This is a genomic window from Moorena sp. SIO4A5, assembly GCF_010672005.1.
Classification (GTDB): domain Bacteria; phylum Cyanobacteriota; class Cyanobacteriia; order Cyanobacteriales; family Coleofasciculaceae; genus Moorena.
This window is the reverse complement of record NZ_JAAHHZ010000002.1, coordinates 172931-196220: the sequence shown is the minus strand read 5'-3', so window position 1 is coordinate 196220 and position 23290 is coordinate 172931. Positions and strand designations below refer to the sequence as shown.

18 protein-coding genes and 3 pseudogenes are annotated in these 23290 nt (G+C 41.4%); 4 read left to right on the top strand and 17 right to left on the bottom strand.

Annotated elements, in window-relative coordinates; genetic code table 11:
- Window positions 1-51: 51 nt before the first annotated feature.
- The gene (locus F6K57_RS02290; protein ID WP_293064445.1) at window positions 52-2277 is read right to left on the bottom strand and encodes an RNA degradosome polyphosphate kinase; all 2226 of its coding nucleotides are present in this window, start codon (window positions 2275-2277) and stop codon (window positions 52-54) included.
- An 82-nt stretch (window positions 2278-2359) separates the two neighbouring features.
- Entirely contained in the window at window positions 2360-2572 is a 213-nt protein-coding gene (locus tag F6K57_RS02285) for a hypothetical protein (RefSeq protein ID WP_293064443.1), read from the bottom strand.
- Between the two features lie 219 nt (window positions 2573-2791).
- Between F6K57_RS02285 and F6K57_RS02280 the strand changes: the two genes are divergently transcribed.
- On the top strand, window positions 2792-2932 hold the full coding sequence (locus tag F6K57_RS02280) for a hypothetical protein (protein ID WP_293064441.1): 141 nt from the start codon (window positions 2792-2794) through the stop codon (window positions 2930-2932).
- Here the strand turns inward: F6K57_RS02280 and F6K57_RS02275 are convergent.
- From F6K57_RS02275 to F6K57_RS02265, 3 genes and pseudogenes are all read right to left on the bottom strand, one after another.
- Complete coding sequence (locus F6K57_RS02275; RefSeq protein WP_293064439.1) at window positions 2929-3282, bottom strand: element excision factor XisI family protein; 354 nt, start codon at window positions 3280-3282, stop codon at window positions 2929-2931. The genes F6K57_RS02280 and F6K57_RS02275 overlap by 4 nt on opposite strands.
- Window positions 3267-3686: pseudogene (locus F6K57_RS02270) on the bottom strand (XisH family protein). The gene F6K57_RS02275 and the pseudogene F6K57_RS02270 overlap by 16 nt, the downstream one beginning before the upstream one ends.
- A 351-nt stretch (window positions 3687-4037) precedes the next feature.
- Window positions 4038-4193, bottom strand: a complete 156-nt coding sequence (locus F6K57_RS02265) for a hypothetical protein (RefSeq protein ID WP_293064437.1) — start codon at window positions 4191-4193, stop codon at window positions 4038-4040.
- A gap of 189 nt (window positions 4194-4382) precedes the next feature.
- Between F6K57_RS02265 and sodN the strand changes: the two genes are divergently transcribed.
- Both sodN and sodX read left to right on the top strand, forming a co-directional pair.
- Complete coding sequence (gene sodN, locus F6K57_RS02260) at window positions 4383-4856, top strand: superoxide dismutase, Ni (protein ID WP_075903032.1); 474 nt, start codon at window positions 4383-4385, stop codon at window positions 4854-4856.
- 266 nt (window positions 4857-5122) lie between these two features.
- Window positions 5123-5470: a nickel-type superoxide dismutase maturation protease gene (sodX, locus tag F6K57_RS02255; protein WP_075903030.1), complete on the top strand. Its 348-nt coding sequence runs from the start codon at window positions 5123-5125 to the stop codon at window positions 5468-5470.
- 23 nt (window positions 5471-5493) lie between these two features.
- On the opposite strand, the gene F6K57_RS02250 is transcribed toward sodX, so the two are convergent.
- The 5 genes and pseudogenes from F6K57_RS02250 to F6K57_RS02230 all read right to left on the bottom strand — a co-directional run bounded on the left by F6K57_RS02250 (window position 5494) and on the right by F6K57_RS02230 (window position 10452).
- Window positions 5494-6114 (bottom strand): hypothetical protein, encoded by a 621-nt coding sequence (locus F6K57_RS02250; RefSeq protein ID WP_293020506.1) that lies wholly within the window; start codon window positions 6112-6114, stop codon window positions 5494-5496.
- 328 nt (window positions 6115-6442) lie between these two features.
- Window positions 6443-6640, bottom strand: coding sequence for a DNA-binding protein (locus F6K57_RS02245; RefSeq protein WP_075906455.1), 198 nt, complete (start codon window positions 6638-6640; stop codon window positions 6443-6445).
- 201 nt (window positions 6641-6841) lie between these two features.
- A complete protein-coding gene (locus tag F6K57_RS02240) occupies window positions 6842-8779 on the bottom strand; it encodes a DUF5995 family protein (protein ID WP_293064431.1) in 1938 nt (645 codons plus the stop codon).
- A 518-nt stretch (window positions 8780-9297) separates the two neighbouring features.
- Window positions 9298-9543: pseudogene (locus F6K57_RS02235) on the bottom strand (hypothetical protein).
- A gap of 480 nt (window positions 9544-10023) precedes the next feature.
- On the bottom strand, window positions 10024-10452 hold the full coding sequence (locus tag F6K57_RS02230; RefSeq protein WP_293064429.1) for a hypothetical protein: 429 nt from the start codon (window positions 10450-10452) through the stop codon (window positions 10024-10026).
- A 230-nt stretch (window positions 10453-10682) separates the two neighbouring features.
- Between F6K57_RS02230 and F6K57_RS02225 the strand changes: the two genes are divergently transcribed.
- Complete coding sequence (locus F6K57_RS02225) at window positions 10683-10850, top strand: hypothetical protein (RefSeq protein WP_293020520.1); 168 nt, start codon at window positions 10683-10685, stop codon at window positions 10848-10850.
- On the opposite strand, the gene F6K57_RS02220 is transcribed toward F6K57_RS02225, so the two are convergent.
- The 7 genes and pseudogenes from F6K57_RS02220 to F6K57_RS02190 all read right to left on the bottom strand — a co-directional run bounded on the left by F6K57_RS02220 (window position 10847) and on the right by F6K57_RS02190 (window position 23219).
- The gene (locus F6K57_RS02220; RefSeq protein WP_075903022.1) at window positions 10847-11341 is read right to left on the bottom strand and encodes a TIGR00725 family protein; all 495 of its coding nucleotides are present in this window, start codon (window positions 11339-11341) and stop codon (window positions 10847-10849) included. The two genes, F6K57_RS02225 and F6K57_RS02220, sit on opposite strands and share 4 nt — an antisense overlap.
- Window positions 11342-11642: 301 nt before the next feature.
- A complete protein-coding gene (locus tag F6K57_RS02215) occupies window positions 11643-11924 on the bottom strand; it encodes a hypothetical protein (protein WP_293064425.1) in 282 nt (93 codons plus the stop codon).
- A gap of 191 nt (window positions 11925-12115) precedes the next feature.
- Window positions 12116-13813 (bottom strand): PfaD family polyunsaturated fatty acid/polyketide biosynthesis protein, encoded by a 1698-nt coding sequence (locus F6K57_RS02210; RefSeq protein ID WP_293064422.1) that lies wholly within the window; start codon window positions 13811-13813, stop codon window positions 12116-12118.
- Window positions 13814-13989: 176 nt separating this feature from the next.
- Window positions 13990-14997: pseudogene (locus F6K57_RS02205) on the bottom strand (transposase).
- Window positions 14998-15207: 210 nt separating this feature from the next.
- On the bottom strand, window positions 15208-19959 hold the full coding sequence (locus F6K57_RS02200; protein ID WP_293064419.1) for a PfaB family protein: 4752 nt from the start codon (window positions 19957-19959) through the stop codon (window positions 15208-15210).
- 76 nt (window positions 19960-20035) lie between these two features.
- A complete protein-coding gene (locus tag F6K57_RS02195) occupies window positions 20036-21775 on the bottom strand; it encodes an SDR family NAD(P)-dependent oxidoreductase (RefSeq protein WP_293064416.1) in 1740 nt (579 codons plus the stop codon).
- Between the two features lie 361 nt (window positions 21776-22136).
- Window positions 22137-23219, bottom strand: a complete 1083-nt coding sequence (locus tag F6K57_RS02190; RefSeq protein WP_293064414.1) for a condensation domain-containing protein — start codon at window positions 23217-23219, stop codon at window positions 22137-22139.
- Window positions 23220-23290 lie beyond the last annotated feature (71 nt).

Here is a 23290-nt window from a genome sequence, read left to right as displayed (position 1 = left end):
ATTCTTAATTCTCAATTCTTAATTCTCAATTCTACATTCTTAATTATCCCACTATCCAATCCCTGACGATTGCAACGCCATGTCCATCAAAATCTGATGAGCCGATTCTTCTTTAACCCCTTGAGCTGGCTGTCGTTGGATATAGGTGCCATCAGGCTGTAAATCCCAAGCTTGCCGGTTATCTGCTAACATAATTGCCAGGATTTCTTCCAAATCTTTGGTAATCTCTGGGTCTTCCACTGGTGTCACTGCTTCTACCCGTCGATCCAAATTACGACGCATCCAGTCCGCACTGCCAATATAGACTTCCTCTTGACCCTGATTTTGGAAGTAAAAAATCCGTGAGTGTTCTAAAAAACGACCGACGACACTTACCACACGGATATTTTCACTGACTCCTTTAAGACCAGGACGCAGACCACAAATTCCCCGTACAATCAAGTCAATTTTTACACCAGCTTGTGAGGCGTTGTAGAGAGCCGCAATCATCTTGGGGTCTAGTAGGGAATTCATTTTGGCCACAATACGACCTGTTGCCCCGTTGCGGCAATGTTCAATCTCCCGCTGAATCATTTCGATCATGCGATCGCGTAAACTAAATGGTGCGACCAACAACTTTCGATAAGACTTTTGCCGTGAGTAACCGGTCAAAGAATTAAACAAATCTGTCAAATCTGCTCCTAAATCATCACGACAACTCAATAGTCCTAAATCAGTATATAGTTTGGCAGTCTTAGAATTATAATTCCCCGTCCCAATGTGAACATACCGACGAATTGTATCTCCCTCCCGACGCACCACCAGCACAATTTTGGTGTGAGTTTTTAAACCCACCAAACCATAGACCACATGGACTCCAGCCTGTTCTAACTTCCGTGCCCAGACGATATTATTTTCTTCATCAAAACGAGCCTTTAGTTCTATGAGCACCGACACTTGGTCACCATTTTCTGCTGCTCTAATCAAGGCATCGATAATGGGTGAGTCACCAGATGTGCGATATAAGGTCATTTTGATGGCTAAGACATCTGGATCTTGAGCGGCCTGGGTAATGAAGCGTTCTACCGTTGCGCCAAAGGAATGATAAGGATGGTGTACCAGCAAATCCCTACTGCGAATCACGCTGAAAATATCTTCCACATTCTCTTCCCCTATAGGGAAGCGCAGGCGTCGGGGCACCACTGGTTCCCACACAGGGTCTTTCAATTCTGGCCGTGGCAATGCCATCAACGACATCAAGTCACCCAGTGCCAACAGACCTTCAAATTCATACACATCGGTTTCTTCAAGTTCCAGCTCTCGCATCAGCGTGTGCCTGACTAACTTGGAGGTAGTCACAGGAATTTCCATGCGCACGGCAGAACGTCCAAACCGTCGTTTCCGTAGTTCCTCTTCAATCGCTATCAGCAGGTCATCTGCTTCGTACTCCTCTACTGTCAAATCAGCATTGCGGGTAATGCGGAAGGGATGACACTCCTGAATCTTCATCCCTGGAAACAGAGACTCCAAATTATGGGCAATGATTTGTTCGAGAGGAACACCAGTCCAACTAGTCGTTTTTCCATTCTGTTGTTGCTGCAATTTTTCCGGGAGGGGAACAAAGCGCTTTAAGACTCTAGGAACTTTCACCCGAGCAAACAATTCTGCTCCCGTTTCCGGGTCTTTGACCACTACCGCCAGATTCAGACTGAGATTGGACATGTAAGGAAAGGGATGGCTGGGGTCCACAGCCAGGGGAGTCAGAACTGGAAAAATTTGCTCGGAATAGTAGTTTTCCAGGTAATTCCGCTGTTTCTGGTTCAAGTCCACATAGTCCAGAATGTAAATCCCTGCTTTGGCTAGCAGCGGTCGCAGTTCCTGTTCAAAGTGTTGATGCTGTTGAGTTACCATCGGTAACAAGCGCACTCTGATGGCATCGAGTTGTTCACTGGGTGTCCGACCATCAGGTGTCCGTTTACTAACTTGTGCTAGCACCTGTTGTTTCAAACCAGCCACCCGCACCATAAAGAATTCATCGAGGTTGGAGCTAAAGATGGCCATGAACTTCAGACGCTCTAACAGAGGTGTTCGGGGGTCCGTTGCTTCATGTAATACTCGGTTATTGAACTCCAACCAGCTCAGTTCTCGATTGAAGTAATAGTCAGTGTCACTCAGATTAACCTCAACTGTGGTTTGTTCTGTGGTCTGTTCTGTGGTCTGTTCAAATTCAGGCGTATTCTTTTGAAGCTCAACTGTGGTCTGTTCAAATTCAGACTTATTCTTTTTAGCTTTACCCATGATCCTCAGAGTTAACCCACTCGATCAGGTTGTTTTGTCGCAACGAGAGAATGGTCTTCCAGATTCTACCGTTAAGCGAACCTCAAGGATTGAACACTTCGTCTTCTATACCTACCCACCACTGACCTAAATTCATCAAATCCTGGTGAATATCTTCTAGTTCTCTGATATAAGCTTCCGATGATAGGGTGGCGCGCCGCTCCTGAAGCTTCTTCAGACGCAGTTGCACGAGTAACCAGGGTTTGGAGATGCCGTCAGTAGCTTCTATATATTGCGCTAACTCTTTACTATTCATGAATCTAAGTTGAAGTTTGTCTAATTTTTTAATTAAGGTAACACGTAATGTTAATAACTGTAAACTTATTTTTAGCTAGGATAGTTATCTGGTATAATAAACTGCTTTTACAACTCAGTGAAGTCAGTGCGATGCTCCAAAAGAGCCCCTACGGGAAAGCAAAACCCTCGCCCTAGATTCAATAGGACGATATTAACTAGCGCTAGTATAAAAATCCGATTGGATCAACTCAGCCACAGTCAAGTTTCTTATCCCGACGGTGCGCGTTCAGGCTTCGCTTTGAAAAAGCGTGGGGTCGCACCGCTCCCGACTCCCGATTCCCAACTCCCGATTCCCTATCTTAAGATCTACTATCCCTAAAACCTTACCCCGGCGGAGGAGGCGGTCGCCATCACTGGGTTAGCATCAACTTCATAATCCAGGCTAGTAATAATATGTTCTGCTGGAATACCTGCGGCAATAAGTGAAGAAGATAACCCTTCCTCAAAGTTATCTTCTTCAATAATGACTTGGCTATCGACCAAGCGAGCGTGAAACAGAATCGAGTCAATCCACCGTTGCTTATCCCAGGCAGTGGCCAGAACCAAGAAGTGACCGGAATCAGTATCGCAGACAGGATAAATCCGAATCGCTTGTAAGCGAGGTTGGGCGCGAGTTTCCTCTTGCAGCGTTTTTTTCAAAATATCTGCATAGCTTAATGATTGCTCCATTGAACAATAGCCTCCCGCTCTGGGTCGTACACTAACAAGTTAATTTTATTTCTCTCGACGGCTAGCTGAAAAATAGTTTTTTGGAAGTGTTTACTATAAATTTCTTGACTGATAGCGAGAAACAACTGCCGTTCTGGTTCTTGCATCTCCAAAGCCCATTGGTAAAGCTGAAGCTGTCCCATGGTTTTTTACAGTTCATTAATGACTGAAGGGGACTCGAAGCCTTTAATTTCCACTGCAATTTTACGTCCTTCTTTTTCAGCTGCGAAAAACTTTTCGGCTCCTAAATCAGCTTTCAAGAGCGTTTGTCCTAACACTAATATGAACGGGTCATCAGTAATCGTCCACCCGTCTTTTTCGAGAGTGCGGCGCAGGGAAAAATGTAACTCATCACGTCTAGACATTAGTTATGAAAGCTTCTTCGGTTTATCCCCGATTATCATGGCGCTGGACTGCTACCACACTTATACTCTGAGCTACTTTCGTAAATTTTAGCATAGTTGAAAGTTGAAAACAGTTGCAACTCCACCCACAGCAGATCACAGAGTCAAGTGGCCTATGAGGAGAGTTTCCTGGTGCGATGCTCCTTTAGAGCCGCTACGCGATCGCAAAACTATATAAGGGAGTAGCAAAAAAATAAAATACCAGTTTTGAGCTTGTAGGGTGGGCAAAAACAGTTTGGTTGAAATGAGTCTTCTAGATAATATTACTTTGCCCACCCTACTTGAATTGGTATTTTTTTTACACGCAAGTCCCTAAGATCTCCCCATCTCCCCATTCCCCTCCTGGGAGGGGTTAGGGGTGGGTCCCCATCTCCCCATCTCCCCATCTCCCCACACTTCCCTCTCTTTCCCGACTCCCGACTCCCGATTCCCGATTCCCGATTCCATATCTTCAGATCTACTATCCATTTAGAACACAACTTGCTATAACTTACTATGGGTAGGGGGGGGATGGAATAGATTGGGCTAACTAAGTTAGTTAACTAACTTAGTCTAGTCGGTTGTCAAAAACCCTAATTAGCCATTGGCTATCCTGGGGCTATTCCTCCCTTACCGATATTTACCATGTGCTCTGACCACAAGCGAACTCTAAAAAATATGTTGAAAAAAGTTATTGCCCAGCTCAAAGACTGGTTCCCTGCTCCAGAAGTCCATGCCCACTGCGACGGACCTTGCGGGGTGTATGACCCAGCTGCTGCACGTATCACCGCTGAGGCAGTACTCTCCATGACCAAGAAGATCCTTGATCTTGAGCCACCTGCGAGTAATGATCAACCAGCATTAGCTGCTTACAACAATACCCTATCCCGGTTCATTGCTATTAAGGAAGAGCAGGCTCAGAAGACCAAAGAGGAAATACTGATCCTGTGGACAGACTATTTCAAGCCAGTACACTTGGAGCAGTTCCCAGACCTACACGATACCTTCTGGAAAGCCGCAAAGTTATGCTCTGCCTGCAAGGTGGAAGTTAGCCTTGAGCACGCCAATGAGCTACTTGATGCAGTAGAGAATATCCACAAGATTTTCTGGGCAACCAAGAATCGCGATATTGTCTGGTATAAAGCTAGCTAAACCTCAGAATGTAGAATGTAGAATTAAGAATGTAGAATTTAGAATGTAGAAGGCAGAATGTAGAAGGCAGAATGTAGAAGGCAGAATGTAGAAGGCAGAATGTAGAAGGCAGAATGTAGAAGGCAGAAAGCAGAATGTAAAATTCTTAATTCTTAATTCTTAATTCTTAATTCTTAATTCTTAATTCTTAATTCTTAATTCTTAATTCTTAATTCTTAATTATTAATTCTTAATTCTTAATTCTTAATTCTACATTCTTAATTCAAATGCTTTTTACCAAAAACAGTATTCCTGAGCTAGCACTGTTGATATTGCGAAAACGGTTGCGCTTCCGAGTTACAGGAGTATCCATGACTCCCCTGCTCAAACCAGGAGAGGAAATCTTAATTGATCCGAGAGCTTATCGGCACATTCCGCCCAAAGTTGGTGACATTGTTGTTGCTAGACACCCTTACCAAAACCACTTGCGATTGGTGAAACGGGTAACTTTGGTGCTCGAAGATGGACGTTGTTTCCTGAAAGGAGACAACCGATTAGAAAGTACCGATAGCCGCTCTTTTGGTTTAGTGGATTCTCAACAAATTATTGGTAAAGTAACCAGTCGTTTTTTTTAGTCATTTTCTTTAACATCCCAAAGCTATCCCTTGGAATGCCTTTTTGGTTTTACCCACGCCACTCGCCCAAGAATTAGCAAGCCAATCGCTGAAGCAGAACCAACGAACAGATGAAGCGCCTGCTGTCCGGTAACAATCAGGGCAATACCAAAACCAACAGTGATCACATTTGAGAATAATGGGAATAGAAAAACTCGCCAGTCCCTCATAACTACGTACCAGTTATAGACAAAAATTATCGAAGGAACTAATTGCACCAACTGCATTAATTCTTTGCCCTCTTGAACACCATAAAGTAGGGGAACAGCAACCGTGCTGGCAACTAAGATCAAATCCAGAAAGCGGGATTTTTTCAGTCCTAGGGCAATCAAGCACATGCCAGCAGTAATGAAGGTATAGAATAGCCGATTGAGATCAGAAATTTGGCTGACATAAACCCAGTCATCCCCGATGTGTTCAGCAATTTCGTAGGAGTTAGCGATCGCAAAACAAGCGTAGCCACAGTAGATCAGTGGTAGCGATCGCACCTTGACTACAGAAGTATAGAATTGACTCCAATAAGAAAAAATCCAGATGTTAACCGCAGCAACCAGATAGACCGATAGATGGGCGGCAATTATTGCCAATTTCAATAGCGTGGGCATTGATTAGAGTAGTGTGATATCGTCTCTAGGAGCATATCTATCATAGTAATAATTCAGCTATCAGCAGTCAGCTATCAGCTAATGCGCTAGGGCGTGTTTTCAAAGTTTTCCGCAAGATTATGATCCCCCCCAGCCCCCCTTAAAAAAGGGGGGAGCCATACTCGCTCGTCCCCCTTTTTTAAGGGGGATAATGGGGGATCTCCGAGGCAAGAAAACACTCCCTAGGCTCACGCTACTGAAGGTGTTTATGGGAGTAAAGTCCCAGCGCTGGTGGTGTGAATAATTCGATAGTAGAGTTCTAAAACTTCACTGACGGTGAGATAACGCATTAAGCCAGTCGGCGATAAAGTTCAGCATTTTTATGCAAAACGTATGCTGTAGCATCATTAAAAGATAGTTCTGACTGAGTTAAATATTGCTCAACACTCATCAACACTAACTCTTCTATAGAAACATTTAGGTTAGCTGCAATGTCTTGGAGTTGTTGCAAACGCTCATCCGGTATCGTAATCTGGATAGAACTCATAGCCATTAAAGCTTGATCGGGTATGGCAATTATAGCATTTATGGAGAGGTGGGCAACTAAACATCAGCAATAGTAGACAGTCGATGAGCAATCACTAAGCTAGTGCGTCCTTTAAAAAGCTGTTTAATAGACTCATAAAAAAAACGGGACGCTAATCCCGTAAAACCGATGGAGTCAAGCAACAATATCACACTATGATGATTAAAATGGTAATTTTGGTATTCTAATACCCCCTGGAAGTGTTGTTGGTATTGGGGGCTTTGGTTTTATACCAGGAATATCAATACCAATATCACGTAAAAGGTTAGCAACTTCAGATAGTCTTGCAGCGGCGCGAGCAAAATCACTATATCCAGAAAAAGCTACATCAAATATACAACCTTCCATAAGCTCTGGTTCTACTTTTCTATCTGTACAGATTTTCCTAGCATCTCTCAATTCAGTGGAAGAAAGTTGCTCAAGAGAAAGATACTCATCAGGAAAGTTATTCAAGGTAAAGGTTTGAGTAGATTGACCAGAAGCGTAGTCGAATAAGGACTCTTCTTGACTGATACGCCAATCATTACCATAGTCTTTGGTCAATTGTTCAAGGTAACGGTTAAGGGCTGGTTTTAAAGGAAGGCGCACTGGAGATACACGGGTAAGCAGATTTTCTACATCACCATAAGTATCACGAGATGGCAAAGTTTCTCCGTTCCTAAACCGAAGGTCATCATTAGGATCACCGTTGACATTTCCTAGTAAGCCAGATATCTGATTAGCTTGGGACTCAAAGACGTAGACAGTGATATTGATAAATGGGGTACTTGCACCTTTGTTAATTTGAGCAATTAATTCTTCTCCTGTTGGCCATTCAAATACATAGTTATTTCCCCGATGATAAATTTTTCCGCCATCACTTAAGGTCAGTTCTTTCTCAATTGTTGTAGGAACACCGTTAACCCATAACCGTGTATTAGTATTAGTATCAGGAAGCTCATCAGCGTAAAGACCAACACGATTATTACCTATTTTCATAGCGATGGCAGAATCAACTGCAACAGAGTTGTTGAGAGGAGACTGTCTAACCTGTACTTCAAAAAGATTATCATTAGATTTTGCTAGAATAAATTCTCCTACTAACTGAAAACTATATCTATAACCATCAAACGTAAATAGATGAGGATCACCAAAATTTCTGCCTCTCTTTTTGTTTCCAGTTCTTTCTACTGGCTTACTAATCTGACAATATTTTTGTTTGGCATCTTCTTCATACTTTGAATGATCATTTAGTATAACTGTACGTGTAGTATCAACATAAATATCTCGAGCTTCATTCCAGGCTTCGTTTCTAAGGATTATAACATCTTCAAGCTGTGCTCCACTTGTATTGGATAAAAAATCAAGTAGATTAATTAATCCGTTGTAGTCTAGCTCTTCTTTAACCTTGTCGAATGCTTTTTTAAGGGTATCTTCTGTTTTTTTGAAATCTTCTGATAAATCATCCCATAGCTTGTTATCTAGACTATTTTCGTCAATCATTTTAAATGATGTATATAATGCTCTTGGAAGATCATATTTTATATGAGCGTCAATGCCAGTCTTAAGAACATCCTCATCATCCCATGCAAAATCTATTGTACCTTTCGTTTCTCTATCAGCAGTTTTAAAATGATATTTCCAGTGTGGCTCAACTAATTGTTTTCGATTATAGTCCCAATTATCTCTATTTAATTTATAATCATAAAAAAATAAATTCATTTGCTCCATTTTTTCTTTGGGATGCTTATAGGTTCCATTTTTTAATGCCAATAATTCTTCAGTTGTCACATGATAGTAGGCTAGAGGAAAAAGATTGATATAATCACTATTGTCATCTCTGAATTTTTGTGCATAATCCTTTAATTTATCTCTTATACCTAGTAATTGTTTGTATAAACAAATAAGTTCTTTGTGTTCTGGAGAGTTTCTTTCAACTCCTGCAGTTTCCAGCATCTTACGAATATCAAATAATTGATTTTCATACGCAACAGGTTTTTCTTGTGTCAAGCCTAATTTGATTTTAAAAACAGGAATACTAATAAAAATCGAGTCATGGATAACTAACAAAAAAGTCAACAAGGCAATACAAATCACCCTAATAATATTTTTGGTGTTCATGAACTTTACTTTTAATAAATGGTAGACACTTGACTAACTCTAGAGCACACGCATTCTGTGGGCTCTGGATAATAATTGCCAAAAAAGACTCCTGATCCGCTTCAATTCACTCAAAATCGACCTTCCAGTTTTGCTCATACAGAAGGATAAGATTTTGATAATTCCAAATTATAGAAACTCAGACAGGGGTAGTTGATCTGAGTTATAGACGCCTTACTCAGATAACTTTGCGAAATAGTTCCGCAAAGTTACTTATAGTATGAGTTTCAAATCAGGTAGGGATTTTAGAAATAAGATGCACTGAACCTGAAGATCTATTTTATATGGAAACTCACGAAAACCTCACTAATTTATAAAATTAGTTTTATTTTTTTGCTCCCTTTATAGTACCAGAGTAAAAGCATCTTGTCAACAAATTGGGCGTTTAAGAATCGAATAATTTTAAGAGTCTTGTGACATCGGCATCAGGGGTGGAACGGGCATCTTGCCCGTTTCCTGCCACAACCTCCAACTATTCCCTATTCCCGGTCATCCCTAGATTCTTCACCCATAGAATCATTGCCAATATCAAAGCCAACATCAAACACAATCACAAATTCAGCATCCGGCATCAACCGTTTCAGAGCCTTTAAATCCCCTTTGACCAAAGGTCACGCTACGCGAACGGCGTTAGACCGATTGCGGAAGCGAGCAACAACCACCCGTTGCATTTGCGGCAATAGGCGAACAATAGCCCACGGGTGTAGGCGTTGGTAATAAGTCATAATGAATCTTGTCTCCTTTGATGGGGGATCTAGAGCCAGCCTCTGGACCGTGGAGAATCTGTCGGCTGGCTCTTGTCATGGAACGTTTTAGCGTTCATGGCATGGTTTTCTTATAGCATACAAACTTTTATATTATAACATATTTTAAAAACTTTTGTTACAAATTTTTGGCGTTGCTAAATTTTAAAATCAATAGGAGTAGAGTGGGCATCCTGCCCGCCGGAAAAAATTAGAAACAGGCAAGATGCCGAAAAAGATTAGAAGCAAGATGCCGAAAAAGATTAGAAGCAAGATGCCGAAAAAGATTAGAAACAGGCAAGATGCCTATTCCACAAAGCTCTTTAATTCATTCCATGATTAAGCAACGCCTTTAGGGAACAGGGAACAGAGAAAAAATCCTGTGTACCTGATTAGACTATAAACCGCTATAATAATTAAAAGTGTTGTGTCAATTATTGTGTACTTGGGATGCCAAGCTGACTAGCACGGATCATATAAAAAACTCTGTTTTATCAAGTTCCACTCTCGAATTAAGTGGGTTTCACTTGGCCTTAACTTACGCCCCTTTAACTCAGGGTGACTAGCATAGAATACCGCATCGATTAATGCTGTAATTGTCTCCCCGTAATCCTTCACCTCATAACCATAGTCTCCATGATCAGCATAACAGCTAGGTATTTCCATCCAAACAATCCTGTCTTTCAAAACCTCTTTAATAGCCAACCACTCTTTTTTGTACTGTGTTTGGTGAGACTTGATACTCTTGTCTGACATTTCTGGATTAGCCTGCCAAAAATAAAAGTTAGTAAACCGGTCTAGTACAGACTCGGGAACACACGCAAGTGCTTGACTATGGAAAACAACCGAGGCGGAAATAATTGATAAGCCTAGAGATTGAAATTTGAGCATTGTCCGAAATCGTTACACTTCTTTCTTTAGTCTTCCTTTCCTATAGGGTGTCTTCAGTACCTTTTGTGCATTAGTTCCAGTTAAAAAACTCGGAAAGCTTACTACACAAGGGATTCAGTCTGCCAAAGGAGGTTTCACCCACTCGCGCTTTGCATCAAGACAGGAAAATTATGGTATTCAACTAACAAAATTTAGGGAAGACAGAACAGGAAACTTCAGATCATGAAATAGTGCGATGCTCCTTGGCCTTGGCCTATTGGCCACGCTACGCGAATGGGCCACGCTACGCGAATGGAGCCGCTACGCGAACGCATTTTCCCCCTGCTGTTTTTAGTCACTCAAAAACTGTTGCACTGACACACTACTTGCGATCCGGCCTAAGTCTGAAACAAATCTAAGCCTGACTTAAAATAGTTTTAACCAACTCAATAGCAGCATCTGGACTTGTTGCCAGAAATACATTCTCCTGGGACAGACTACAGAAAAACTCTTGACTCTCTCGATGGTCACTCAACAAAACTACTTTTTTCCAACTTTTGAGAGCCAGAGCAATTTCCGAGGCTGTTCCTATGCCCATACCACAGGCAATCACCACATCACTAGAGAGTACATTAATCGTATTGCGAGCATTGCCCATATCCGTAACGATGGCAATATCCACGGCTTCAGACATGGCCCTAGTGTCCTTGGTGGGTAAGATACCAATCGTTAAGCCACCAACCATTTTGGCTCCCCGACTGGCCGCATCCATCACTCCCACATTTCTGCCACCGGTCAGCAGTACCCAGCCATTCTCAGCAATCAGTTGACCGAGACGATACGCACGATTAATGTCAGTAGCAGTGGCCTTGTCTCCAGGCCCCATTACCCCAACCACTATTTTTCTCATGGCTTATTTAACTCTCAGAGACTGTTAATAAAGTAACTCTTAAGATAGCTATCAGCGTGTCGCGTATCAGCTTACGGCGGTTTGCATAACTACATGCCGCCAGATTGTTCCGACCCCGTTGGCATGCTCCTTTAACCAACCAAAAATGAGAAATATTGTGGAAAACAAGTCCAATCACTTTAGCTTCGTTGGTTTTCCTGATTTAGATGCGATTGCCCTGGGGTAAGAAGGCATTTGCTGTCACTTCATTGAATAAGATTGTATTAGTTTCAGTAGCAGCAATTAAATAGTAATTCAAAGCCTAATAGAGATGGTTTAGAGCTTTTTGTTGTGAGGGTGAAGCCGCTTCATAGAGGGGGGTACCGTACAGCAGTGAAAGCTCAGGTTCACCCCAGTAATAATCGCTATTGCTGCTATAGTCGAAGTTTTTATACAACTGCTCTATTTTTTCGGTGTAATCCGACTCAGTGTTACGCCGATAATTAACATCCATCAGCTTAAGATTCTTGCGACCATGGACAACTTTTTCTGATGGAGTTGAAAATTGACTTCCTTTTTCTGGTGCTTTATGGGTTTTTAGCATACTATTATCCTTAGGACAAAATTTACGTAATCTACGTAATCTATAAGTTAGATGGTCTCCAGTACCCTGCAGTAGTGTTCATAGTAAACGTGGCAATTGGTAATGGGTAATGGATCAATAGTAATTACAATTACCAATTACTAATTACCAATTACTAAGCTTGACAATATCAATAATTAAAAATTACCAATTTAGGAAAGAGGAACTGGGCGATACTGACTGTAGTAATCTGGCATTTGGAGTCCTTGAATTTTCAAACTTTGTATTCGGTGTAAAAATGCAGCCCCATTCATGATGTGGTGAGCCACATCAACCACACTGCGATTATTTGGAGCAGCGAGGTAAGACCCTTGCACCCAGTTATTAAAGCTGCCCATTGCAGGTCCGCACCAAATCTGATAATCGATTTCTCTGCCTTTCTCCCCTGACTTCGACCAACGCGATGACAATCCTAGGTACCAGCGAAAAATCAGAGCCATTTTTACCTTAGGATTATTGGCAGCTTGTTTTATTTTATCAGGATTTCGTTGGGATATATAAGCTATTGTATCCTCCCAGATAGCTTCGATTTTTCTCTTGAAAATTTGTTTTTCCAGTTTTTCTCTTTCCTGGATAGGAATCGCTTCAATCGAGTCATAGCTTCTATATAACTCAAAGAGTTTCTGCGCCCGTAGGGGGAAGAGGGTACCTTTTTTGAGGACTTGAAGTTTTACCCCCATTTCAAACATATCTGCTGCTGGAGCCATGGTGACATCAGTCATATCAGCTTTAGCCAACACTTCCTTAGTATGTTGAGAGGTTCCAGCTTCAAGGCAAGACTGATTAATAGAGCCAGTCACAACATAAGCCGCACCCATCATAAAAGCAGCTAAGGCTGATTGTGGCGTACCAATCCCACCAGCAGCTCCAACTCTAATGGGGTTTTCATAACCATATTTTTCCTGAATTTCATCCCTCAAGTCCAAGATAGAAGGTAACAGACAAACCAAAGATCGATTATCTGTATGACCACCTGAATCAGCTTCTACGGTGATATCGTCTGCCATGGGAACTTTTTCTGCCAAAGTTGCCTGTAACTCACTGATTAATCCCTGTTCAACGAGTTTTTTAAGAATTTGTCTTGGAGCAGGTTGGAGAAATTTGGCAGCAACTTCTCTTCTGGAGATTTTAGCAATAACTTTATTTTTGATTTCGATTTGATTAGCTGTATTGAGTCCCAATCCAGCAGCTCGATAATAAACAATGTTGGGAGTTAAATCTAGAAATGCAGAGGCTTCTACAGTTTTAACACCATAATTGAGGAATAGATCAACAGCATGGCGTTCAATCGCAGGTTCACTGGGACTATGAATTAAATTAAAGGCGTAGGGACCTTGGGGTAAGGCCTGTTGAATACGCTTAATAGCTGCTTCCAGGCGGGAAGGACTTAATCCGCCAGCACCAAATGAACTCAAAATTTTCTCTTTGCCGAGAGCAATGACCATCTCCTCAGATGCAATTCCACCAGCCATCGCTCCAGTAACATAGGCAGATTTCACCCCATGAAAGGATAAAAAACTGGGATCGCCTAACTGTTGAATTTGTATTGGTGGAACTGCCATCAGCAGTTCTACTTGAGAGCTCTTGCCATTTTCCGAAGGATACCAGTAGCCTTCTTGGGTTATGCCAATCTGTCCTTGGGATCTAACGATATAACAGGACTTCTCTAAATCTAGCAGTTTAGCCTTAATTCCTCGATCATCAAATGCTATCTCATCCAAAGACCCTTTCCAACCTTGATTTTGACCATAAAAACAATTAAAAAATCCGATTTTATGATCCTTTTGATTATTATTTTTGCTTAGAGGTTTATCTAAACAAATGAATGCTTTAGAGCTAGTTTTAGTCATTATAATACAGCTTTTTTCAATTAATTATTAGAAGTCCATTACAGTTACCTGTCAAAACTTTGGTAATATCAAGTCCGATAGCTTATTTTAATTGGGTTTTAACGCTACCAGACTTGATATCAAATCAGGCTAGTTCAGGACTTACGTAAAGACACCAGATATGGAGTATAGTATGATCAGGCTAAATTCATAACTAAAGAAGGTTTTTGAAGTTCTTTAGTTAAATATGAAGATAAACTTTGGTGCTTAATTTTATAAACTGTACATTGATTCAAGTAAGCTAGTTTTTTCATAAAATTCCACACCAAAATGGCACAAGCAATATGGTTTCTTTGGATTCGAGATTTACGACACTGACAAGATTGTATGCCAGTCAATTGTTTAAGTTCCCGGTGAAACTCCTCTATTTTCCAACGATAAGAACAAGTTTATTTTACCTGTTCAATATCTGAGGCAGTTAATTCATTTGTGGCAATGTATTCCGTTCTATTGGTAGAAATAGTAACCCGAAATAACTTCACCTTTTTCTGGGAAGGAAACTTTTTTATTTTGAGCAATTTTCCTTGTTTAACATCTAAATCACTCCACTCCAATGAGTCAATTCTTTTGTATTTTTCTTTACCTCCTGTTTCATCCACCAATCGATTCTTTTTTAAAGGACAGTAGTAGATTTTTTTCCAGTTATCAATTAACGCCATTAGTCTTTGAGTGGCATACCAACTATCCATTAATACCCTTTTAAAGGGGAGTTTCTTATGAAACACAACATTTCTGAGTATATCTTCTACATGGTCTAGTTTAGTTTTTCCATCCTCTTCTGGAGCATATATACGGTAATCTATTACCCAAAATTTCCCAGTTTTAATATTAACATATATACAAGTTACTACTCCTATTCCTCGAACCACACTATGAGTATTACCACTGTATTGTTTTCGCACCAATTCTATTTTATTTGAAGGGTTTTTATCCAACACTGTATCGTCAAATACTAGATAGCCGTCGTCATCTAATTCAATAGATTCTTTGACATTTAACCACAAGGTTTTGGGAGTAATTTTTTCGGTTTTTAAATATCGGTTAATTTGAGCATGACTTAGTTTGGGAAGATGCTCTGCCAAATTAGTTATGGTGTAATTGTTTTGGCTACTCAACAAATATTGACAGTAATCTAGCTTGTCCAATCTTTATTACCATTATTTTTTTAGTTGGTTTCTCCCTTGATCTTATCATTTACTTTATCTGTTTTTACCGTTTAGGGATTGATTTTCTTTTTTATCGGCTTTACACGCTATATATAGCGTGCTTGCGTAAGTCCTGTAGTTAAAAGAGCCCACTGGTCCATGGTATTTAACTCAGGGACGCCCCTTGGACAGGAGTCGGAACTGTCCGTATTATGATTCAGAATCAAGCAACTGCTTTGAAAACGTTACTTGGTGCTGAATAATGTCGCCAATTTGCTTCAATGATTCTTGTTGATTCCTTAAAAAAGCAGCATGGTTTTTGGTGATGTGAGATGTATTATAACTCAGTTTTTTATACTGATTTTTGTATAATTCGCTGAAGTTTACTCCCAGCATCAAATTGTTACTGTTTTGGGCTAACTCTAGACTGTGATTATTCTCCAGCGGTATTTTAAGAGGCGGCTGACCAGAGTTAATTTCTTCGGAGGTTATAACGCTGTAATTTAAAGAAATATTAGCACTATTTTCAGGGTTGATGAGAGTCTTTTTAAGAGTTGGTGAAGTTACAGGTTTAGATGGTTTAAAATTGAGCAAAGTTTGTGGATGTTCCGAAGTCTGATGAATCAGGACTTTTGATGATAGAGCTTCGGCTATTTCCTGGTTAGTATTGGTCAAAATGGTGGACTTAATCGGGCTCCCACCCAAGGTTATAGTTTTAACCATTGAGCGCTGTTTCCCGGAATTTTCTGGTTCCTGAGTATACAGTGGCGACAAATCCAGAGAGACGTGATGACTAACTAGTTTTGCCAAGGCTTTGACAATAGAGGTATGGTCGTTTGAACCTCTTTTATTGAGGGAAACTGTGACATGTTCCTGATCCTTGAGGTTTTCACCAATCCATCTAGAACAAGTACTGCCAGCGCCTACCTCCACAAAGATCTTGGCTCCATTCTCGTAGACTTGGTTAATTAGCCGACGAAAATCGAGGGGCTGACAAAGACCCTTGGCGATCGCGTGACCAATAGCATGACTCTCAAGGGTAATGGGTTTGTAGTCGGCTGCGGAATAAAAAATAGTATCTGGTTGACTGGAGATAGGTAAACTTGTGAGTCTAGCAAGTTCATGGTATTCAGAAGCCATGGCGTCACAATGAAGTACATCATCGGCAGGAGCACGGAAGGCATCGCATTTGAGAGTGTCAATCATCCTCCGACAAGCTTGAGGATCACCAGCAATTACCACTTCTTTTGGCGTATTGATATGAGTAAGATAGACGCGATTCTCATGTTTGAGATATTCCACAACTTGGGATACCGGAGTCATCAGAACATAGGTACTCCAAATTTGTTCGTGCTGATCATCGTTGCCTTGGGGTAATCCCCAATACTCACGAACTGCGTTTTTAGGACCAGACAGTCTTCTGCGAAATATCTCAGAGGAGCTTAAGCCATCGATAGCTTGATCATAGTTACTCCAGACCGACTGACCAATCATCATACTAAGTTCCCCTAGGCTGTACCCAAAGGTAGATTGAGCCTGAACTTGGAAATAATCCCTCATGATTATGGTCAAGAGTCTAACAAAGCCCATTCCAGAGATGAGCATGCTATGGGAATCATCTAACAGTTGCTTTTCAAGGACTTCGACTTGCTTTCTGGATAGGGAATTTAAGCTCCTTGGATAAAAAAGTCTTTCCCTGAGCATCGAAGCCATACTGGCGATATGTTTATCTACCTCCTCGTAGACTTTGGGAAACAGTCGAAAAATATTCTGACCTAGTCCGATATAGGAATTAAAAGCACCAGGATAAACAAATGCAACGGTACCCCGTTTAGCCAGTGGTTTAGCTGTAAAATAGCTTCCCATAGGGGTTTGCCAGTCTTTACCTGTATCAAAAGCTTTGGGAATCCCTTTAATTGCACGCTGGATCTCTCGTTTTAATTCATCGTTGTTGTGTCCAAGAATTGCCAGGGTATAAGCGGCCTGAGAACGTTTTTTAAATGTGGCAAAGGTTTGGCGAGCAGCAGTAGATAGAGAAACACTATTTTCGATAGTTTGTTCTAAATTATGGAGCTGCTCGAGTAACTCCGATTGACCATCAGCAGCAATGGGAAACAGATAAAACGGTGTTTGCTCCAAATAGTTGCTGTTGCGATCGCACTGACTCTGTTCCTCTGACAAAATTATATGGGCATAAGTCCCATCCATTCCCATACCGTTAATTGCTGCTACTCGTTTGGTGCTCTCTGGTTCTAAAAACCAAGCTCTTGATGCACTTGCCACATAAAATGGACTACCTTGCCAAACCTCAGGCATTTTAGGACCAGTCCATTGAGGTGTTGCTGGAATATATCGGTGATAGAGACAGAGTGCCGTTTTGATTAAGCTAGCAATTCCTGAAGCAGCATAGGTATGACCAATATTTGCCTTGACACTACCTATGGCACAACTTAAATCAGCCTTAACAGTTTGATAGGCTTGGGTTAATCCGCAAATCTCTGCCTCATCCTCCTGAGCTACTCCACTACCAAACACCTCTAAATAGCCAATATCCCCAGGTGTGATGTCTGCTTGAGTATGAGCCTGTTGACACGCTTGTATGACAGCTTCAGCCAGAGGCGGTTGCGGGAAGGGATTGACCTGGTCTGATGCGTCACGGGCTTGTACCAAACTCATAGCATCAATCACTGCATAAATACGGTCTTGCTCCTGCTTGACTGTATCAAGACGCTTTAAAACCACAGCGCCAGCCCCTTCACCAACCATCCAGCCATTAGTGTTTTGGTCGTAACTGAGGGTATTGACTCCTGTGTTGACCTTTGCCAATTGGTTTCGCAACAAAACATTTTCCACACTGCCAGCTAGGTCAACAGCACCCACAACCACCGCATCTACCTCCCCAGCAGCGAGTAATAGTTGTGCCGTTTCTAGAGCTTTGAAGGTGGAATTTTCCCCAGCACCGAGGGTGAAGGAAAGCCCGTTGAAATCCCACAGAGCAGAAATACGACTGGCTGTGATCACACCGAGGTAACCGAGATAGTCACTGGTTTTTGCCTGGTGGTGGATGCTATCTTTAACAATGCTTTCTAAGGTATCGATAGCTTCGGAGGTTGAGGATTGATTCGTATCAACAAAACCTTCTTTGAGTTGCCAAGACAGATGCCATCGCTGCTGAAGCTGATGACCAGAAAGTTCGGTTTCTGCAGCGATAATCACTGCCACATTTCCCCCCTCACTTAGTCCTGCATCTTTGATAGCACGCTCGGTTACCTTAAGCATTAGCAGTTGTTGAGGGTTGAGTGTCTCTGCTTCATTGGGCGGTATCTTAAACCGTAATGTATCAATGTCAAAATCTTGGATGTAAGCGCCTAAGGGTGCTTTACCATCTGTCAAGCCATAGTGCTTGAGCAATTGCTTTTGGTCGTCGATTCCCTTCCAGCGTTGCTTAGGAAGGGGCATAAAATGCTGGGTTCCATCATAAATACTACGCTCAAACCCATCCAAGCCATCACAAGAGCCAAAAAAGCTGTCCATGCCCACAATCGCCATCTTAGTAGCCGGCACCGGTGTAGAGGCTTCCGGTTCAAAATCAGGAATTTCTTCGACCTGAGTGGATTGCTCAAGAATCAAATGAGCATTATTTCCGCCAAAACCGAAGGCATTGATGGCTGCGCGTTTAAGCGGTTTATTGTTCGGCCAGGGAGTTGCAGCTCGAACCACTTGCTCCGCTGCAATCACATTATTAGGAGAGCTGAGGGGAGTCGTTATATTAATGGTCGGGGGTATTACACCCTTAGACATACTCAAAATGACTTTAATCATGCTAGCCATACCAGCAGCAGTTAGCAGGTGACCCAAATTAGATTTGACAGAACCCACCAGCATAGATGCTTGATGCTGACCAAAGAAGGTATCTACAGAGCCTAATTCAGTGGTATCACCAAGGAAAGTACCAGTAGCATGGCATTCTAAGTAATCGATGCTCTTTGGACTAATGTTTGCCTCAGCATAAGCTCGTTTATAAGCTAAAATTTGGCCTCGGGGGTTCGGACTCAGCAGGTGCTTTCCCCGACCATCATTGGATAATCCGTTACCACAGATTGTGGCATAAATTTGATCACCATCTCGAATCGCGTCACTGTAGCGCTTGAGCACCACCATACCAATCCCATCGGCTGGGGTTAGACCTTTGGAAGATTGATCTAAGGGTCGGCTGATATCATGTTCAGGGTAACCCTGAACACCAGAAAATAGCATGCGAACATAAATTGGATCGGCATGACTAATGGCTCCCGCTAACATCAAATCAGCTTTGTGGGATAGTAGGTAATGACTTGCCAATTTCACAGCATACAGTGATGAGGAACAGGCCGAGTCTAGGGTATAGTTAATATCGGATAGAGAAAAAGCTTGGGCGACTAACGCTGAGAGCACCCCAGAGTTCATCCCATTATACAGAGATAATTTGGCAGATTTCGGTAATTTTGCCAACTGAAAGTTTTGATTCTGCAAAAGCTCCCTAAGTGCAGCTTCGATAGTGTGCTGATAAATCGATCCAAAGAGTTCATTCGAGAGTGGAGTAAGGCTTGAGAGATTACCCAAAATTACACCACACTTTGAGAGCACACTGTCATTGCTCAAATAATTACTGTCTTGTAGTGCTTGTTTGGCAACATACAGGCACCTTTGGAAGAGAGGATCTAACCCTTCCAGAAGTTCTGACGGCAAGTTGTATCCAGTGACATCGAACGTAAAATCTCGGATATATCCTCCCATTAAGGAGTAGGTTTTATCCGGTTTATTTTTTAATGGATTAAAAAATTTTTCCGGATCAATTCCCATATCCTCTTCAGTTAATAAGGAAGTGGAATCTTTTTGGGTAATCAGATTCTGCCAGAATTCTTCTGGAGTTTTGGCATCAGGGAAAAGGCAAGATAATCCAATTATTGCTATTTTATCCATAGATAATTTGTAAGAAAGAAAATAATCAGTTTAAAAAAATGATAGTTACGGTATTCAATTAATTTCTATTAGAAAATTAGATGCCCTTTGATCCTATAGGATAAATAGTTCCTTTCCAGCCAAGCCAACGGGAGTAGATTTGTCCTTCACGATTATGAGTTATAATATCAACAATGACATTTTTATTGACTTTAGATTTGAGTTCCGTAGATACATAAAATGTTTCTCCCGCTGGAATCATGGCAAATTGTTCAAATTTTTCCGATTGGGCAGGTAACAATTCCTCTTGATGAAAATAATAAATCAAAATTCCAGTCGCGTGTGTCTTAAGATCAGCGATGTAGGGATTGAAATTTTGAATGGGAAACTGCCCTTGTTGTCGGTCACTAATAGATGACCAAGCACAGGCTGCCGTAATTTTTGTAGGAGTTAGATTCAAGACCCGTTTCACCCCCCAAAAGGAAGGGCCATGAAATAAGGAAGATTCTTCACTTTGATATAATGATGATGGAATCTTTTCAGTAATTTTAGAATCTTCCTCAACGTTAGCATTCTCATAAGTGGGAGCACTAGGAATTTCTCTGACTAGCTTAATATGAACCCGATAATGCTCATGATAAGGAATTTTACTTTCTTGTTTTTTCGTCCGAATTTTTGCTTCAAATTCTATTGAACCGTCATTGGTCTTAGCAATTTCTTTCAAATCCAGAATATATTCCCTTGCCAGAGTATGATTGAAAATAATCCCTTTAAAGAACTTGAAATTTGTGTAACTGAAGAATTTGTAACCGGGATAGAGTTGTTCACAGGCATTAATAATCCATCCTACGGCACAAGTAGCTGGCAATACTGGATAACCGCCAATGACGTGATCTTGTAAAAAGGGATTAGCGTCCACTGTCAACTTGCGGCGAATACGATAGCTTCGTAACTCAGGGTTTAACTCCCCTAACACCGGTTCCAGTGGAGTGCCAATCACCACTTGCGCCGTGTCCTGATTGGCACTATCCAGTTCTTTAACTAGCATGTTTGTCCCCACTGGGATCGGAATAATTTCAATGTTGCGCTTAGCAAACGCCTTCTTGAGTCCGGAAGTCACCATACCACTGTCCCAAGGTCCCCAATTGATGGCAACTACATGGCAGGAGGGATGATGTTGCTTGACCAGATGAGCTGATTTGTTGAGAATTTCATTTGCGATCGCATAATCCGACTGACCGATATTTCCGTAAAAACCAGCTACAGAGGAAAATAGAACTAAATAATCCAGTTGACCTGGGCTGACACAACTCAGCAGATTTTGGAAACCCTTTACTTTGGTAGCATAAACCCTTTCAAAATCTTGTTCCGATTTCTTTTCAATTAATTTATCCGCTAAAACCCCTGCTCCGTGGATAATACCGGTAATTGGACCCATGCGCTCAACCACAGTCGCGAGCTTTTGCTGTAAGGCTAAAGCATCGGTTACATCAACATCAATATAGTCTGCCTGACCGCCTGCTTCTTCAATTGCCAAGAGAGTTTTGTGAATTTCTCGACTCGAAACAATTGTCTTAAATACCCGTTGTACTTCCATGGGGGTAGGCTTCTGTCCTTGGCCAAGGATATTGTTCATAATCCGTTTTTTCAATTCAGATTCATCAAAACAATCCTTTGCCCAATCTGGTTCATCTGTCATGATTGATGAACGACCCAGTAGGATAAATTTGCATGGTTGGTGCTGTGCTATCCGAATCACGCACTCAGCGGTAATGCCTTTTGCTCCCCCACTGACAAGAAACACTGATGATTGACTGATTTGAATTGTTTGGATCATAAAGTCTGCCAAGAATTTTAGAATTAATTAATTGATAAATAGTTATGATTATTTAACTCTCATTGTCAGGGGTGTCCAACTAGCCTTTGTGGCACTCCGTCAGGGGTCAAGCTACATTGGCTGAGCAAGCCTCAATAAGACACAAAAGGAAATTGTTAGTAAATATTTCTATCGTCTCCTTACTGATTGATGGCTCAGAAAAAATAAAATTTAAAATCATTTTTTCGTTAAAGGTTGTAACATCAAGCAATACACTTCCCCCACGGGCTCTGTTCGCTGCTGCAAAGCTTATTTCTTCTAGTGTAAATGAACCATATTTATTAGGTATATGAACTTTACCAATATTGCTTATAGATACGGTTTATGAGCCTCGATTAGCGTTACTAAATAACTTCTTAGTCAAGGCTGTAATTATCAAAATAACTCTAAATATATTCACTCCCTTCAAACGATATTCGATCTGTTTTTTAACATTCCGAGCTAAATCCCAAAATGATAAATTGCTTTGTAAGGTGTGATATGAGGTAACACCTGAAACTACCATCCCCATGACCTCATCACTGACCACTGGTTCCAAGCGTCTGCGCAAATCAACATAGGATAGGCAACTGACAGACAACCTTTTTTTATTATTTGCTGTGATGCTTTTCGCAGCACTCAACAGCATCGCCCCACACAGGGCACCGTGTACTGTTGTCTTTTCCTTTTTGCAATGATTGATTAACTGTTGGGTTAAGCCTTTGTCTAAGGATTTTTGCACCATACCACAACGGCGTAAATTAATGGGTACGGACTTTTCAAAGCTGAGAGTTTTTGGTCGATGCCAAACCTGATTAAAAATTATTCGTAATAATATAAATGATCTATGCCAAATCCCTTGGAATCCCCTCGTTGATATAGGAATTAACCTATCTATGGGTGGGAGTATCGGCAAGGGAAGTACTGAATTTATTGGTTCCGCACAGTGAATTTTCTGGCAGTAGGTCAAAATTGCTGAGTGCAATTGGACACAAGATAAGGCGTCTGATATGGCGTGGTGGGTTGATGTAATCAGATAGCTCGCACTATTTTCACTCTCAGCACGAACTAGTACTGCCCGCATCAAACCTTTATCACTCTCAATTCCCTGATTCAGCTCTTCGAGAACAACCTCTTGCCAGTGTTCGTTGTAGAGATTTTCAACCACACGCAAAGGAATCTTGGACACCCCTCCAGTTTTAAACCAGAGATTATCTAACGAGCCAACAATACGACAGTTAAGACAAGGGTAACGGTCTTGAATCAGGTCAAGAGCTTGTCTAAGAATTTCTTCACTCAGAGGTCCTTTGACGCGACTCATCGTTACTACATAACTCGATGTAGCAAGGCGATTTAAGATTTCCGTCCCTTCCTCGACAGGAAGTAGCTTTCTGTTTAGGGTTTCTTCTGGGGAAATTTGCGACATTGTTAACATATTCAAGGTTTTGCTTGATTGTTCCAGTTTGTTAAAGTAGACCCTAATTTTTGCTACTCGTT

Coding starts and splice junctions, on each gene's coding strand:
- F6K57_RS02275 (WP_293064439.1), bottom strand. CDS start 3,282: ATGGAGCAATCATTAAGCTATGCAGATATTTTGAAAAAAACGCTGCAA.
- F6K57_RS02200 (WP_293064419.1), bottom strand. CDS start 19,959: ATGGATAAAATAGCAATAATTGGATTATCTTGCCTTTTCCCTGATGCC.
- sodN (WP_075903032.1), top strand. CDS start 4,383: ATGTTGAAAAAAGTTATTGCCCAGCTCAAAGACTGGTTCCCTGCTCCA.
- F6K57_RS02215 (WP_293064425.1), bottom strand. CDS start 11,924: ATGCTAAAAACCCATAAAGCACCAGAAAAAGGAAGTCAATTTTCAACT.
- F6K57_RS02195 (WP_293064416.1), bottom strand. CDS start 21,775: ATGATCCAAACAATTCAAATCAGTCAATCATCAGTGTTTCTTGTCAGT.
- F6K57_RS02290 (WP_293064445.1), bottom strand. CDS start 2,277: ATGGGTAAAGCTAAAAAGAATAAGTCTGAATTTGAACAGACCACAGTT.
- F6K57_RS02285 (WP_293064443.1), bottom strand. CDS start 2,572: ATGAATAGTAAAGAGTTAGCGCAATATATAGAAGCTACTGACGGCATC.
- F6K57_RS02190 (WP_293064414.1), bottom strand. CDS start 23,219: ATGTCGCAAATTTCCCCAGAAGAAACCCTAAACAGAAAGCTACTTCCT.
- F6K57_RS02245 (WP_075906455.1), bottom strand. CDS start 6,640: ATGAGTTCTATCCAGATTACGATACCGGATGAGCGTTTGCAACAACTC.
- F6K57_RS02265 (WP_293064437.1), bottom strand. CDS start 4,193: ATGGATAGTAGATCTGAAGATATGGAATCGGGAATCGGGAATCGGGAG.
- sodX (WP_075903030.1), top strand. CDS start 5,123: ATGCTTTTTACCAAAAACAGTATTCCTGAGCTAGCACTGTTGATATTG.
- F6K57_RS02240 (WP_293064431.1), bottom strand. CDS start 8,779: ATGAACACCAAAAATATTATTAGGGTGATTTGTATTGCCTTGTTGACT.
- F6K57_RS02220 (WP_075903022.1), bottom strand. CDS start 11,341: ATGAGAAAAATAGTGGTTGGGGTAATGGGGCCTGGAGACAAGGCCACT.
- F6K57_RS02250 (WP_293020506.1), bottom strand. CDS start 6,114: ATGCCCACGCTATTGAAATTGGCAATAATTGCCGCCCATCTATCGGTC.
- F6K57_RS02210 (WP_293064422.1), bottom strand. CDS start 13,813: ATGACTAAAACTAGCTCTAAAGCATTCATTTGTTTAGATAAACCTCTA.
- F6K57_RS02230 (WP_293064429.1), bottom strand. CDS start 10,452: ATGCTCAAATTTCAATCTCTAGGCTTATCAATTATTTCCGCCTCGGTT.